11 protein-coding genes and 1 pseudogene are annotated in these 14,089 nt (G+C 66.7%); 3 read left to right on the plus strand and 9 right to left on the minus strand.

Annotated elements, in window-relative coordinates:
* Window positions 1-133: 133 nt before the first annotated feature.
* On the minus strand, window positions 134-1,792 hold the full coding sequence (locus tag ACV7NO_RS05550; protein ID WP_463405018.1) for a dipeptidyl-peptidase 3 family protein: 1,659 nt from the start codon (window positions 1,790-1,792) through the stop codon (window positions 134-136).
* 183 nt (window positions 1,793-1,975) lie between these two features.
* Between ACV7NO_RS05550 and ACV7NO_RS05555 the strand changes: the two are divergent.
* Window positions 1,976-2,113: pseudogene (locus ACV7NO_RS05555) on the plus strand (recombinase family protein); the annotation flags it as partial.
* Window positions 2,114-2,169: 56 nt separating this feature from the next.
* On the opposite strand, the gene ACV7NO_RS05560 reads toward ACV7NO_RS05555, so the two are convergent.
* Both ACV7NO_RS05560 and ACV7NO_RS05565 read right to left on the minus strand, forming a co-directional pair.
* The gene (locus tag ACV7NO_RS05560; protein ID WP_463405019.1) at window positions 2,170-3,606 is read right to left on the minus strand and encodes a hypothetical protein; all 1,437 of its coding nucleotides are present in this window, start codon (window positions 3,604-3,606) and stop codon (window positions 2,170-2,172) included.
* 246 nt (window positions 3,607-3,852) lie between these two features.
* Entirely contained in the window at window positions 3,853-4,881 is a 1,029-nt protein-coding gene (locus ACV7NO_RS05565) for a hypothetical protein (RefSeq protein ID WP_463405020.1), read from the minus strand.
* A gap of 803 nt (window positions 4,882-5,684) precedes the next feature.
* Between ACV7NO_RS05565 and ACV7NO_RS05570 the strand changes: the two genes are divergently transcribed.
* Window positions 5,685-5,984 carry a hypothetical protein gene (locus tag ACV7NO_RS05570; RefSeq protein ID WP_463405021.1) on the plus strand — a complete coding sequence of 100 codons (300 nt, stop codon included), beginning with the start codon at window positions 5,685-5,687 and terminating at the stop codon, window positions 5,982-5,984.
* A gap of 14 nt (window positions 5,985-5,998) precedes the next feature.
* Here ACV7NO_RS05570 and ACV7NO_RS05575 read toward each other — a convergent pair whose 3' ends face one another.
* The 6 genes from ACV7NO_RS05575 to coxB are packed head-to-tail and all read right to left on the minus strand — an operon-like array spanning window position 5,999 to window position 12,352.
* Window positions 5,999-6,838, minus strand: a complete 840-nt coding sequence (locus ACV7NO_RS05575) for an FAS1-like dehydratase domain-containing protein (protein WP_463405022.1) — start codon at window positions 6,836-6,838, stop codon at window positions 5,999-6,001.
* A 37-nt stretch (window positions 6,839-6,875) separates the two neighbouring features.
* On the minus strand, window positions 6,876-7,904 hold the full coding sequence (locus ACV7NO_RS05580; protein ID WP_463405023.1) for a c-type cytochrome: 1,029 nt from the start codon (window positions 7,902-7,904) through the stop codon (window positions 6,876-6,878).
* Entirely contained in the window at window positions 7,901-8,488 is a 588-nt protein-coding gene (locus ACV7NO_RS05585) for a cytochrome c oxidase assembly protein (RefSeq protein WP_463405024.1), read from the minus strand. The genes ACV7NO_RS05580 and ACV7NO_RS05585 overlap by 4 nt, the downstream gene beginning before the upstream one ends.
* Window positions 8,485-8,865 carry a hypothetical protein gene (locus ACV7NO_RS05590; protein ID WP_463405025.1) on the minus strand — a complete coding sequence of 127 codons (381 nt, stop codon included), beginning with the start codon at window positions 8,863-8,865 and terminating at the stop codon, window positions 8,485-8,487. The genes ACV7NO_RS05585 and ACV7NO_RS05590 overlap by 4 nt, the downstream gene beginning before the upstream one ends.
* Window positions 8,862-11,387 (minus strand): cbb3-type cytochrome c oxidase subunit I, encoded by a 2,526-nt coding sequence (locus ACV7NO_RS05595; protein WP_463405026.1) that lies wholly within the window; start codon window positions 11,385-11,387, stop codon window positions 8,862-8,864. The genes ACV7NO_RS05590 and ACV7NO_RS05595 overlap by 4 nt, the downstream gene beginning before the upstream one ends.
* Complete coding sequence (gene coxB / locus ACV7NO_RS05600) at window positions 11,384-12,352, minus strand: cytochrome c oxidase subunit II (RefSeq protein WP_463405027.1); 969 nt, start codon at window positions 12,350-12,352, stop codon at window positions 11,384-11,386. Before coxB ends, ACV7NO_RS05595 begins: the two co-directional genes overlap by 4 nt.
* Before the next feature lie 109 nt (window positions 12,353-12,461).
* Here coxB and ACV7NO_RS05605 point away from each other — a divergent pair, with 109 nt between their 5' ends.
* Window positions 12,462-14,066, plus strand: a complete 1,605-nt coding sequence (locus tag ACV7NO_RS05605) for an MFS transporter (RefSeq protein WP_463405028.1) — start codon at window positions 12,462-12,464, stop codon at window positions 14,064-14,066.
* The last annotated feature ends 23 nt before the right edge of the window (window positions 14,067-14,089 follow it).

The raw sequence follows: 14,089 nt of genomic DNA on the forward strand, positions 1-14,089 counted from the left end.
GGAAAGCGAAGCCTGACGCTGGCAGAGAGGCAAGCGGACAATAAGTGCCCCTAGCAGCCAATCAGTGCTCGATGGAGATGACTTGCGCGCTCGGTGTTAGCGACGACGATCGCAGAATGCGCAGATCTTGCGGTTAGATTCGTCGTGCGTAGATCGGTTCGACATCGACCGGCAACGCCTTCATCGTGACGACAACGGCCTCCGCATCGGGATCGAGCTTGGAGTACCGGGCGTAGAAGGCTTTCACACCCTCATAATCGCCATCGCCCTGCAGCTTAACGATGGTTGCGACGAGATCGCCGATTGACTGTTCCATTTTGTTCGGATCGACGCGAAAGCGCTTCGCCGTCGCATCCCAGACCACCGCGCCATGTTCACGCAGGAAAGTGTACTGCGCCGCCGCACCCTTGGCATGAGCTTCGCCCAGCCCGTAGCGCATGAACCGGAAGAGCTGGACGAGGTAGGTCGCGTAGAGCTTTGGCCGGTCGGCCTCCGCAAGCTCGCCCTTCTTCATCATGAAGAGGATATTCCACACACCCATCACGTCCGCCTTGCATTCCTCAAGACCTGAAAACTGCTCTTTCAACTCGGCAGCGACGCTGGTCTTGCGTCCGTTCTTGACAATCGTGCCGGGTCCAAGGCTGTGCGACAGTTCGTGGAAGAGCGTGTGGTTCAGCATCTGCTCCTTAGAGACCCACGCGGCCTGATCGGGCGTCAAGACGAGATTGCCCATCGGCGCGACGATACGGTCGAACTTGGCGCCGATGACATTGGCGAGAATAACCTTCTTCGCGCCCTTCGCTTCACGCACGCGTTCATCATTGGGGAGGTTGAAGGCCGCAGTCTGGATTCCCGGCTTCGACTCGCCACCGCTATAGACTTGATCGACGACCGCAATGGGTGATTCGAACCCGCGCTGGAAGTTCTTGTACCGCTCCGCTACCGGCAGGTTGGTTTCCATGTCGCGCAGATAGTGCTTGTACTTATCCAGCGCCGCCGAAGCCTTGGGATTGCGGAGGGTGACAAATGCCTCGAACGCGGCTTTCTGTCCGTAGAGTTCGTCACGGTAGCTCTCATAGGGGCCGATTGCCACCTCGATCGGCGTGCCCTTTACATCCATCCATGCGAGTTCAGACTGGAAATAGTCGTCAGTCCGAAATGCCTTTGCGCGCAGCGACAGAAAAGCCCTGAGGCTAGCGTTTGACGTTGTCGCCGCCGCCTGATCGAGCAGCTTCGCGGCAGGTTCCAGCCACTGCGCATAATATTTCGAATAGGGGATCGCGATTAGCTTCCCTCCGAAACGTCGCACGACAGTATAGGGGTTGAGCAACGCTTCTCTCTCGGCGGGATGCACGGCGAGGTAGGCGTCGAGTTCGGCCTTGGTGAGATCCTCGGGATAATAGCCGCCGCCAGGGGCTGGACGGCGTGTACCCCAGAACGGAGCGTCACCGTTGAGACGGTTCCAAGGACCGGCCATCAGGTCGAACATCGCAAGCAGGCGCGCGCTGTCGGAACGCGCCGATGCCGCGATCGCCGCTCGGATCGCTGGATTGCCGTCACCGTTCTGGCGCAGGTAGACGTCATTCAGCTTGTCGGCAGCTTGGTTGAGCAGGTTGACGACCTTCCGCTCCTCGGCGGTCAGATAGCTTTCGTCCGGGCGTATTTCGATACGCACCAGCGCAGCACGCGTAGCTGCGAGTGTCGCCCCGTCCTCGGTCGCGGCGGGCGACTCCGCAAAGCCGGGGATGGCGAGAAGGGAGAGAAGCGAAATTGCAAGCGGAAGGGAGCGCATGGCGGAAACCTGACAGACCGAGACGGCGCGATCAATATCGCGCCTTCTCGATTGGGAACGTGGAGCGGAAAACCGGCGCCCGCAATCTGGCGGCCGGTCACACGCGGGTCTCGCTTTCCCGAAATCTGTTCCCGATTTGAGATTCCCGAAATCGCCAATTTCGTTGGGAAAACGGGAAAGAGGCTGATCGGCCATTCGCGTTCATTGACAGCCGATCAGGACTTGGCGCTGCAAACTGACGCCTTGCACAAGGTAGGGTGCGAGAAGCTGTTCACCGACAAGACGAGCGGCGCGAAGGTCGATCGACCGGGGCTGGCCCAGTAGGGCGAGAAGGCACGCGGCGGCGACAAGTCTCCGACACGTGCCTTTCCCGCTCATCAGTCGGCGTGCGGGTCGTCCCAGATGCGGGCTGTGGCCAGCTCGATGAGACGCTTGCCGATATCGAGGTCGATCCTGATGTCCTTGTTGCACGCCTCGACATGGGCGATCCTGCCTGGGCACGCGAAGGGAAGCTCGGCGATGGTGTCGACCATGCGACCCGGCAACGCATCCGAGACCGTCTCGGGCAGCGTGACGCCCACGACTTCGAGTCGGGTGCCGGACCAGTCGAGTTTCCCGGCCATCGAGATCTCGGCCTTGATCGTCCCGTTCCGCCAGAAGAGCGTGACGAACATCGGCGTGCCGTCGGTCGAGACCTCGAAGGTAGTTTCGTATTCGTTCGCCAGTTTGGCGAAGACGGCGGTGGCGCCGCCGGGCGCTGCAGCCGCCACGGCTGCAGCCATGTCGTCGATCCAGCCGTCGGCGCCGGAAGCGCGTAGCTTCCCGCGCTCCGCCGGGCGATGTGCGACCGCCCATGGGACGTCGTAGAAGCCGCCCACGATCTCGTCGTGCGCTGGGATGAAGTCCAGGACTGGTCCCTCCCGCATCGCCTCGTCGACCGCCAGATAGTGGACATGCATGGCAAAAGTATTCTCCTCTCGCTGGTGGCTCAGGTCGATCGCGACCAGCTGGACCTCGGCGCCGTGTGCGGCGGCCGCGGCATCGGCGACATCGCGGACCTGCTGCGCACGGGCGCCAATCGTCTTGCGCCGCTTCCACAGGATGCGCATGTCCAGCACGATCGATTCAGCGAATTCGAGGATCTGGGCAGGCAGCGCGGCGGCGAACCGCGGGGCGTCCGTACCGTTCGCCCATCGCTGCAGGACGACGCCGCCGGCGGCAGCGAACGGGGGGAACTGCAGGAGGTGACGATCGTCGGTATCGACGACGAATACCGGGGAAGGCAGGCCGAGCCGGCGGCATGCCAGCCTACGGGTCAGGCGCTCGATGTGCGAGATGAGGAGATCGAAGTTGGGACCGTGTGCGTCACGCCGCGTGCACTCCATCGGATGCAGGCCTGGGCGGCCCGCATCGAGCACCCACGTCTCCTCGCCGAAACTGACATCGCCGACGCCGTAGGCCTTGACCGGCGTGCCGAGGGGAAGCGTGAACTCGGCTCCCTTGGTCTCGAATGTCCAGGTCATCTCGAACGCGAGATTGTCGATCTCGTCGTCGGTGAGACGGCTCAGTACCTGAGCCCCGTCCTTGACGCCACTGATCCGCAAATCGAGTTCCAAGGCATTGGTCAGCGCGTCGGCGATCGGCGTGCCGTTCCCGATGTCCAGCATGGCGGTTCGTGCCTGCAATCGATCGGCTAGCAGTGCAGCGCCGAACTGAACCTGATTCCCAACGTACATTCCTTTTCCCCTCTCAAACTCTGAGCGCATCTTCACGATGCTGTCGGACGACTGAAGAATTACGGAATACAGGACCATGTTGAGGACCTGAGTGCGGGTTTGCCGTTCGGATCGTTTCCAACCAATCATACAGGCAACGAGCGAACAGCGAGGTTTCAACGGCTCAATGATTCGCACGCGAGCCGGTGCAGCAGTGGCGCAGAGACGCGGAAGGACGTGGCGGGCTCGCTTTCTTCCGGCGGGGGCGACGGCATCGGCTGCTACCCCGCCCCATCTCGCTCGGGGGATGGGGCAGTAGCGATCACGGGCCGGGCCTTGATCGGGCTACAGTCCGGTCGGCGCCGCCTGCTCGACCGTCCTGCGCCCGAGCTCCATGGTCAGCTTGAGTAGGTCGCCACGCTGCTCCATGCCGATGATGAGGGCGTTGCGCGGAATGCAGTCGATCTCGATGACCTCGCGGAGGCGCCGACCGACAAGCGCGGCGATGATCGTGGCGGGCAGCCCCTTGGCGTTCACGGTCAGGAGGTCGCCGTCCAGCCGATAGGGGCTTGCGCCGTAGCTAACGATATGGCCCCGGATCGTGCCGTCCTCCCAATAGACCGCGCCCGTGGCGCCGTCGCCGAATCGGAATTCGACGTCGCGTTGGATCTTGAGCATCCGCAGCACCGCCTTGGGGGCGAGGCCCGCCATCGCGATCACCCCGAGCGCCGCATCGTCGATCCAGCCGGTCCCGCCCGCGACCATGACGCGCGCGAGTTCCGCCTCGCGCCGGAGGTGGGTGTCAACGATCTGGTGCAACTTGCGGTCGAGGCGGTCGGTGTCGGTGTTGGAGATGCGGTGGACCCCCACCCTCAGGTCGGCACCGAGCGTCCGGAGATCGATTGTCGTCTCGATGCCCACTCCGGTGGGCCGGACGCCGATCGCGACGATCTGCATCGGCGAGATGCCGTCCGTTGCCGATCCGACCACCCTCTGCGCGCTCTCGCGGATGATCTGGGAGAACTCCTTGAGCGGCTTGGTCGCCCTCACGATCGCGGTGGCCGCTTCGACCAGTTCGGCGATCGTCCTGTCCAGGTCGGGTTCGTCCGACTTGAACGCGGGCAGGGGGAAGCGGAACTCGACACCGGACGTGCCGATCGGCTCGGAGCGGATCTGCAGGCAGTATTCCTGATCGTCATCCTCCAGCGCCTCTGCGACGGAGAGGCGGCCGAGCTTGCGCATCTCTGTCCTCGGCATCGCCTCCGTGGCGGCCGCCAGAACTTGAGCCAGCTCTGCCTGGCGCGCGACCGGATCGAGCCTGGGCGGTTCGACTTGCGGTCCGCCGAAGGTCGAGGCCGCGATGACGTTCTCCATGTACATACTGTTTTCCCTCTTTCCCGACGTAACCGCTCGCTACTTCGTTTCCCCCCGGCCTCCGGCTCACCCTTCAGCACGCGTCGATATCGGTCCGCGGTGCCGCGCGGGCTTTCAGCAGCATCGTCGACGATCTGGTGACGCGGCGCGCGACCACCGCGCTCGCACCGCGCAATGACCGGCGACACAACACAGCGGCGGTTGACGGGCGGTTAAGGTGCCGCCGACCCCGCGGTCGGTTCTGGACCTGATCGACTCCGCGTCCTCGCTTAGTAACGCTTGAACGGTGTCGACGGGGTGGCGACAGCTTGTTCGGTCGCTCCCGCGGAGGTTCGCCTTGGGCCGCATTGAGGAGGAGCTTACGTTCCGGAGCTATCGCGCGCGTTCGGTTGAGACTCGCACACGGTCCTGTGTGGTGCGGCCGTGGCCACGCCCGATCGATGCAGACGCCGCGTCCGCTGGCAGGCGCGTGGCGGTGCGGTAAAGGTGCGGTAAGAATGCTTGAAATTGGCTGATGTTCCTACTATGTTCCGGCCTGGAGCGGATCCCGACCAACGGTTTTCTGCGGAGATCCTCTCACTGCACTGTGTTGACATCGCAGGGGTCGCAAGTTCAATCCTTGCCACGCCCACCATAAAAGGCGGCTGATCCGAGAGGGTCGGCCGCCTTTTTTCGGTTATGCCCGGGCGAGCCGATCCATAATGGAACCGGTCGCCGGGGCGGATCAGGAGGATTTCGTCGCACGCCGGAAGCCATCCGGTGCGACGTGCGTTGGGCCCCGGACTTCATACGGAGACGGTCACATGCCCACGATCAACGCTACCTTCGAAACCCGGCGCGATGCCGAACTTGCCGTCGAGCATCTCGTCCAGGATCACGAGATCGACCGCGAGGCCATCACAATCGGCACCGAGGGTGACGAGAACAGTGTCGGCGAGGTCCAGGGCGGCTCGGATGCGGGGGACGAGGATGTCGGCGATGACGACGCTGCGTTGAACGGAGCGATCGCGGTATCGGTGTCGGTCGAGGGCGAGGACGACGCGGACACGGTGCTGGACGTGTTGCACGAATATGGCGGGGCGGATGTCACGCAGGACGACTAGTCGGTCGGCCGCAGCTACGGCTGCGACTCGAAGGTCATCGTCGCGGTCATGTGCAGCGCTGCGCCGGATCCGATGACGTCGAGAGCGTGCCGGGCGTCGTCATGACGCCCGGCCAACCGCACCTCGTCGCCTGAGAAAACCGGCGCGAGCGCGCGATAGGTGAATGTCGCGGGGGCCGGGGTGTGGTTGGCGGCTGCGTGGATGAGGTGGGTGGCCAGAAGGGGGCCGTGGACGACGATGCCGGGATAATGTTCGACGGTGCGGGCATAGTCCGCGTCGTAATGGATGCGGTGGCCGTTGAGGGTCAGGGCGGAGTAGCGGAACAGGTCGACGGGGCCGAAGCGTCGAGACGCTTCCCATTGCGGGGAAAGGGTCGACAGCCTTTGTACCGGTGTGGATCGAGCGGTGGCGCGGGGAAGGAAGGCGATGTCCTGGAGATCCGTTACGCGGGGGGCGCCGGTGGGGGTTTCGATGCGGTGCTCGAGAGTGGCGAGGAGGAAGTCGCCGGTGGTGCCGCGCTTGCGTTGAGCAGCGGCGACCCTGGTGTGGCGGATCAGCGGTTCGTCGGGGACGATCGGGGCGTGCCAGCGGATCGCGCCGCCGGCCCACATGCGCCGTGGCCATGGCAGCGCGGGAAAGGGCGCCATCGCGAGCGCGTGCCCGTCCTCGCGGGTTTCGCGGGGGATCGCGGTGAACAACAGCCAGTGGAACGCAAGCAGCGGCGCGTCGTCGGCGAGGTCGAAAAGGCGGCGATAGGCGTCGCAGCGGTGCGCGTCGGCGCGATCCGCGACGGTAACGGTGCGCCCGATCAGGCCGGCGATCAGCGCTTCGATGTCGTCTTCATCGGGAGTCATCGGCGGATGCTGCGCCGCTTCGGGGGCGGAGACAAGGTCACTCGCCGGCGAGATAGCGGGCGACGGGCTCGATCATGTCCTCGGGGATGCGGCGGGCGATGACGGGCATCGTCGCCTGCGACTTGCGCGCGTCGACGACCTCCTTCTCGCCGCGCCATTGGCGAAGGCGCTGCGCGATGTAGGACGCACGCTGGCCATCGATGACGGGATAGGGCTTGGCGCCCGCGACGTCGTGGCAACTGCGGCAGGGGGGGAGCTGCTTGTCCGGCAAGCCCTGCGCGACGAGGCGGGCAGCCGCGGAATCTCCGCGCGCGCGTGCCGGCGCGAGGCCGGGCATCGCGGCGAACTGCGCCGCGAGCGTGCGCATCTCGTCCGCGCGCAATGTCGCGGCGGCGTTGCCCATGACGCCGCTGGCGCGTGTGCCCTCGGCGTAGCGTGCGAGCGACTGTGCGAGATAGGCGGGATGCTGGCCGCCGAGGATGGGAATGTCGGGCTGGTCGCGCCCGCGTCCGTCCGCGCCGTGACAGCCTGCGCACGACGCGAAGCGGCCGTCGCCGGGCGAACCGGTGAGCGCGCGGTACTGGGCGGGGGTCATCGTCGGCAGGCGGCGGACGAAGGCGACCATGCGGCGGACCTCGTCGGGGCGGCCCGTCGCGCCCCAGGCGGGCATGCCGGTATATTTCACGCCGTGCTCGAGGATCCAGAAGAGCTGACGGTCGGTCCAGTCGCGCGCGTTGACCGAGAGGTCGGGCGCGGGGGGCGTCGCGGCCTGCATCAGCGGGAGCGGGCGTACGCCGGGCGCGCCGTGGCAGCTGGCGCAACTGGCGGCGTAGAGCCCGGCGGCGCTGACGAGCCCGGTCGGGTCGGCGGGGTCCTTCGGCGCCTGGAACGCGGCATAGGTGCGGACCGAGTTGCGCATCGTCCAGTGGAGGAACCAGTCGGTGACCTTCCAGTGCCCGCTCGACGCCGCGATCTGGAACAGCCCCGACCATGCGAAGAGCAACCCCGCCGCGGCGAGCGCGGCGACGGCGGCGAGCGCGCGCGCCCAGGTGATGCGGATCGTCATACGGGGCGGTCCTTCGTCGTCAGCAGCGTGCCGAGCAGCGCGAGCCCGCCGAGGAAATAGCTCGCCGCGCCGACGATCAGCATCACGACGCCGCCGAGCTGCTGGTCCAGCAGCGCATCGGGCATCGCGTGCGCCATCGAGGGGTAGAGCGGGCGGGGCGCCAGGCCGATCAGCGCGCCGAGCAGCGTCATGTGCATCGAGGTGAGCAGCAGCGCGCCGACGCCGCTCGCGCGGTTGGCAGGCGCGATCGCGGCGCTCCACAAGGCGGTGCCCGCAGCGAGAAACATCGCCTGTTCGAGCGCGGCGACCGCGGGGTGGGCGTCGGCGATGCCGCGAAGCGCGGGCAGGTGCCATGTCCACACGGTCGCGAGTTCGACGACCGACATCGCGAGCGGGGTGACGAGGCGGGGCCAGCGGCGGGCGGGGTCGCGACGAGTGCCCGTCAGCGCGAAAGCCAGGAGCGGCGCGGCGACCGCGACCGCGATCATGTGCGCAATCATGTGGCCGGTCATTCCGAGCGTCGCGGCGGCGAGCCAGCCGAGCGGGAGCAGCGCGATCGCGGCGAGGAGCGCGGCGCGCTTCACCGGCAGTCCGTCAGGAAGATCACCGGCACCGCGGTGAAGGCGACCGCGATGAAGCTGAGGATCGCGAGCAGCTGGGTCGCGAAGGCGAGGAAGCGGACGCGATCGCTGTCGGTGGCGTTGTCGTGCGGCGGCGGGTCGCCGGGTGCGCGGCCCTGGATCCAAGCGATGACGCCCGCGGCGGCGATGATCGCGAGTGCGGCGAGGGTGCCGATTGCGAACGTCCAGGGGAAGCGCGCGAATTCGCCCACCTTGGCACAGTGGATCGCGGCCCAGAGGTACGAGAACAGGAAATGCGCGGCCCAGACGGTGGGCGGGACGATCAGCGTCCACAGCGTGACCCGCGTCTCGCGGATGCGGCTGCGCAGCCCGCGCTTCATCGCGCCACCGGGAAGCCGCCGATCGTCGCATAGGTGACGATCGCGGTGAGCGCGAGGAAGTGCATGTAGACGGTGATGTTGCGGATATCGGCGTCGTAGGCCGGGGTCATCCTGCCTGCGAGGCTGCGCGCGAGCGTGTAGGCCTGCATGATCGCGCCGACGCCCGAATGCGCGACCGTCCACACCACCAGCGTCCAGACGATCGCGGGATAGACGTGGAGCGTGGGCTCGAGCCCGGTCGTCCACGGGCCCGCGAGGCCGGCGCCGAGCGCGGCGAGGTTGGCGAGGATGCCGAGGCCGAGCAGCGTGCGTGCAAAGGTCACGCCGCCGCGGGCGTGGATTTCGCGTGCGGCGATCGTGGCGAACCAGGTGGCGAGCGTCAGCGCGAGCGCGACCATCGGCCAGTAGAGGCCGGGGCCGTCCATGCCGGGACCGGAGGGCGGGAAATCGTCATGGACGGTCCAGAAGAAATAATAGCCGAAGACGAGGCCCGAAAAGGCGGTGGCGTCCGCCATCATCGTGATGAACATCGCCCACCAGCCTGGCGCCTGCGGCCCCGAGACGTAGAGCGGAAGTTCGAGACCGTGGCCGATCGGCTTGCAGGGCTTCTCGGGGATCTCCGCGGTGCCCGTCCACAGCCACCACACGACCATGCCGAGCGTGACGATGCCCCCCGCGAGCGACCACCAATAGAGGTGATAGGTCGTCAAGATGAAGACGCTGCCGAGCGCGATCGCGGTGAGCATCGGCTTCCAGCTGGGGGTGCCGAGGCGGGCGACGTAGAGGGGGCGGGCGTCGAGCACGGTGGTGACGATCGTCTCGCGGCGGCCCTCCTCCGCGTCCGCCAGGAAGAAGCGGCCCTCGTCGACCTTCGCGACGAAATCCTTCTGGTCCCAGATCGGATAGCGCGATTCGATGAGCGGAACCGAGCGGATGCCCCAATCCTCGTCGTCGGGATGCGCGAGCCATTCGAGCGTGCCCGCATTCCAGGGGTTGCGCGGGCTCTTGGCGCGGCGCGGCGACAGCGCGAGATCGATACACACGATCGCGACGCCGGTCGCGAACAGGTAGGCACCGATCGTGGAGGCGAGGTTGAGCCCGCCGATCCCGAGTGCTTCGGGATAGGTGAAGACGCGGCGCGGCATCCCGAGCAACCCCGACAGGTGCATCGGCATGAAGGCGAGATTCGCGCCGACGAACATGATCCAAAACGCGATGCGGCCGAGCCGATCGGACAGTTTCTTTCCCGTGACGAGTGGCCAGTAATAATAGAGCCCGCCGAACAGCGGCAGCAGCGTGCCCCCGATCAGGACGTAGTGGAGGTGGGCGACGACGAAATACGTATCGTGCGCCTGCCAGTCGAACGGCGCGATCGCGACCATCACGCCCGTCAGCCCGCCGACGACGAAGATCGCGAGACTGCCGCTGGCGTAGAGCAGGGGCGTAGACCACTTCACCTTGCCCGCCCAGAGCGTGGCGATGAACGCGAAGATCTGGATACCCGTCGGGATCGCGACGGCTTCCGACGCGGCGGAGAAGAAGGCGAGACTGATCTTGGGCAGTCCGGTCGCGAACATGTGATGGACCCACAGGCCGAACGACAGGAACGCGGTGCCGACCGCCGCCAGCACGATCCACGGATAGCCGAGCAGATGGCGTTGCGCGAACGTCGGGATCAGCATCGCGAACAGCGCGATCGAGGGGAGGAAGACGATGTAGACCTCCGGGTGGCCGAAGATCCAGAACAGGTGCTGCCACAGCAGCGGATCGCCGCCGCGGCCTGCGTCGAAGAACGGCCAGTCGAGCAGCCGCTCCATCTCGAATAGCAGGTCTCCCGCGATCAGCGGCGGGAAGGCGAACAGGATCATCACCGCGACGACGAGGATGTACCACGCATAGAGCGGCATCAGGTTGAGCCGCATGCCGGGCGGACGGCATTTGAGGACGCCGACGATCAGCTCGACCGCGGCGGCGACCGACGACACCTCGATGAAGCTCAGACCCAGCATCCAGATGTCGGCACCCAGCCCGCTGAGATCGGTGCGCGTCGTCAGCGGCGGGTACATGAACCAGCCGCCGTCGGGGGCGGCGTTGAAGAAGATCGACCCCCCGACGAAGACGCCGCCGATCAGGAAGCTCCAGTAACCGAACGCGGACAGCCGCGGGAAGGGCAGGTCGCGCGCGCCAAGCAGCTGGGGCAGCAGGATGATCGAGACCGCCTCGAACATCGGCACCGCGAACAGGAACATCATCATCGAGCCGTGAAGCGTGAACAGCTGGTTGAAGGTGTTCGCGGAGACGAGATCGTTGTCGGGCACCGCGAGCTGCGCGCGCATGACGAGCGCGAGGATGCCCGCGAACAGCATGAACGCGAACGCGGTCAGCGTGTACCACGCGCCGACGCGGTTGTTGTTGCAGTCGGTCCAGCGGAGGAACAGGCCGCTGGGCGCTTTCCAGACGGCGCGGAGGCGGTCTTCCTGCGCGGCGCGGAGCGCGGGGTCGTCCTGGGCGTGAAGGCTCATTGCAGCGTCACCAGATAGCGGGCGATGGCGTCGGCCTCCGCGGGGGGCATGTGCTTGAAAGCGGGCATCCGCGCGCCGGGCTTGGTGGCGTGCGGATCGCGGACGAAGGCGGCGACATTGGCCTGCGTCATCGGCAGGACGCCCGCGGCGAGCGTGGTGCGGCTGCCGAAATGGGTGAGGTCGGGACCGATTCCGCCGGCCTGGTCGGTGCCGCGGATCGCATGGCAACCGCCGCAGCCGTACCGCGCGAACAGCGCGTCGGTCGCGGTGGCGGGACGGCGTTGTGTTGCCAGCCATGAGTCGAATGCGGCGGGCTCCATCGCGATCACGTCGAACGCCATCAGCGCGTGGCTGAGCCCGCAGAACTCGGTGCAGACGCCGCGGTAGCGCCCAGGCTTCGTCGCGCGGACGACGAGGTGGTTGGTGCGGCCGGGGATCATGTCCATCTTGCCGGCCAGCCCCGGGATCCACAGGCTGTGGACGACGTCCTTCGCGGTCAGGTCGAACTGCACGGTGCGGCCGACGGGGAGGCGGATCTCGTTGGCGGTTTTGACCGCGGGCGCACCGGGGGGGCGATAGGCGACGCGCCACCAGAACTGCTCGCCCTCCACCGCGATGCGCAGGTCGGCGGGGGACACCGCGCGAGGCCGCATCGCGGGCAGCGTCCAGACGAGGAGCGCGAGGAGCACGATCGTGGGGATCACGCCACCGAGCCATCCGACCAGACGCATCCCGCCGGTGTGGCTCAACCGTTCCGGCTTCGCGCGGACCGCGGCGATCATCAACGCGGCGACCCCGGCGCCGATCACGACGGCGCCGACGAGCATGACGAGCGCGATCCGGCGCACCGCATCCGCCTCCTCGCCGAACGGTGCGAGCGCGGACTGGTGCACATTGCATCCCGTAAGGAACGCAGCGGCGACGAGCGGAACGAACGGTCGACCCCAAGGTCGGCGGGTGGGCATCGGTTGCGAAACTTTCGTGCCCGACCCGCGTCGTGCGGCCCCCGGTGCGCGCGTCGCTTGCCGAGCCGCCGGACCACGTTAGGAAGGGGCTCCTGGGGGAAGACGATTCATGGCCGAAATGGTTTCATCGACCGACATGCCGGCTGCGCCGACGAAGAAGGACATCCGCCTCGTCATCACCGCATCCTCGCTGGGGACGGTGTTCGAATGGTATGATTTCTTCATCTACGGCACGCTGGCAGCGTCCGGCATCATCGGGCGGACCTTCTTTCCTGCGGGCAACGAGACGGTGCAGACGCTGCTCGCCTGGGCGGGGTTCGCGGTCGGGTTCGGGTTCCGGCCGCTGGGTGCGGTGCTGTTCGGCTATCTGGGCGACAGGCTGGGGCGCAAATACACCTTCCTCGTCACGATCGCGCTGATGGGCGTCGCGACCGCGGGCGTCGGGCTGATCCCGAGCTATGCCGCAATCGGGTTCGCCGCGCCCGCGCTGGTGCTGCTGCTGCGCGTCGCGCAGGGACTGGCGCTGGGCGGCGAATATGGCGGCGCGGCGATCTACGTCGCGGAGCATAGCCCCAAGGGCAAGAGCGGGTTCTACACCAGCTTCATCCAGGCGGGCGTGGTCGGCGGGTTCATCCTGAGCCTGGTCGTCGTACTGGCGACCAAGGGCACGCTGTCGACCGCGCAGTGGGAGGCGTGGGGCTGGCGGTTCCCGTTCCTGTTCTCGATGGTGCTGCTCGCGATCTCGCTGTGGATGCGCCTCAAGCTGTCCGAGAGCCCCGTCTTCAAGGCGATGCGCGCGGCGGGGGAGACGGTGAAGAACCCGATCAAGGCCAGCTTCACGCATCCGGGCAATTTCAAGCGGATGATCGTCGCGCTGTTCGGGATCGCGGCAGGGCTGACCGTGATCTGGTACACCGCGATGTTCACCGTGCTGTCGTTCCTGCAGACGACGATGCGGGTGGAGGAAACGACCGCGCAGCTGATCGTCGGGTTCGGCGCGCTCGTCGGGCTGGGCTGGTTCCTGCTGTTCGGGCACATCTCCGACCTGGTCGGGCGCAAGACGCCGATCGTGATCGGCTATGCGCTGACGCTCGTGCTGCTCTTCCCGATCTTCTGGACGATCGCGGCCGCGGCCAATCCGGGCCTGGCGCATGCGGCGCAGCGCGCGCCCGTCGTCGTCGCGGGGCCGACCTGCGAATACAGCCCGTTTGCGGCGAAGCAGACCGACGCATGCGGCAAGCTGCTCGACTATTTCTCGAAGAAGGGCGTCGCCTATACCAAGGTGAAGGAAGAGGTGGTGATGGTGTCGATCGGCGGGCGGCCGGTGGCGGACATGTCGCCCGCCGGGCTCGACGCGGCGCTGACCGCGAGCGGGTACGATCTCGCCAGGGTGCGGCCGTCGGCGGCGAACATCGGCGTGATCCTGCTCGCGATCCTCGCGCTGGGGGCGCTGTCGGGGATCACCTTTGGGCCGGTCGCGGCGCTGTTGTCCGAGATGTTCCCGCCCGAGATCCGCTACTCCTCGCTGTCGATTCCCTATCATCTGGGAACGGGATATTTCGGTGGATTCCTGCCGTTCATCAGCCAGTATATCGTGGCGAAGACCGGGGATCCGTTCGCGGGGTTGTGGTACACGATCGGGGTCGTCGCGATGGCGCTGGTCGTCACCGCGGTGTGGCTGAAGGAGGACCGGCAGGGGCGCGTATCCGCCTGAGGGTGGCGCGGGCGATCGTGGGC

The organism is Sphingomonas sp. Ell38C01 (assembly GCF_055231975.1).

Excerpts from the sequence above, each read along its gene's own strand:
- ACV7NO_RS05550 (WP_463405018.1), bottom strand. The coding sequence starts at position 1,792 with ATGCGCTCCCTTCCGCTTGCAATTTCGCTTCTCTCCCTTCTCGCCATC.
- ACV7NO_RS05560 (WP_463405019.1), bottom strand. The coding sequence starts at position 3,606 with ATGGTCCTGTATTCCGTAATTCTTCAGTCGTCCGACAGCATCGTGAAG.
- ACV7NO_RS05565 (WP_463405020.1), bottom strand. The coding sequence starts at position 4,881 with ATGGAGAACGTCATCGCGGCCTCGACCTTCGGCGGACCGCAAGTCGAA.
- ACV7NO_RS05570 (WP_463405021.1), top strand. The coding sequence starts at position 5,685 with ATGCCCACGATCAACGCTACCTTCGAAACCCGGCGCGATGCCGAACTT.
- ACV7NO_RS05575 (WP_463405022.1), bottom strand. The coding sequence starts at position 6,838 with ATGACTCCCGATGAAGACGACATCGAAGCGCTGATCGCCGGCCTGATC.
- ACV7NO_RS05580 (WP_463405023.1), bottom strand. The coding sequence starts at position 7,904 with ATGACGATCCGCATCACCTGGGCGCGCGCGCTCGCCGCCGTCGCCGCG.
- ACV7NO_RS05590 (WP_463405025.1), bottom strand. The coding sequence starts at position 8,865 with ATGAAGCGCGGGCTGCGCAGCCGCATCCGCGAGACGCGGGTCACGCTG.
- ACV7NO_RS05595 (WP_463405026.1), bottom strand. The coding sequence starts at position 11,387 with ATGAGCCTTCACGCCCAGGACGACCCCGCGCTCCGCGCCGCGCAGGAA.
- coxB (WP_463405027.1), bottom strand. The coding sequence starts at position 12,352 with ATGCCCACCCGCCGACCTTGGGGTCGACCGTTCGTTCCGCTCGTCGCC.
- ACV7NO_RS05605 (WP_463405028.1), top strand. The coding sequence starts at position 12,462 with ATGGCCGAAATGGTTTCATCGACCGACATGCCGGCTGCGCCGACGAAG.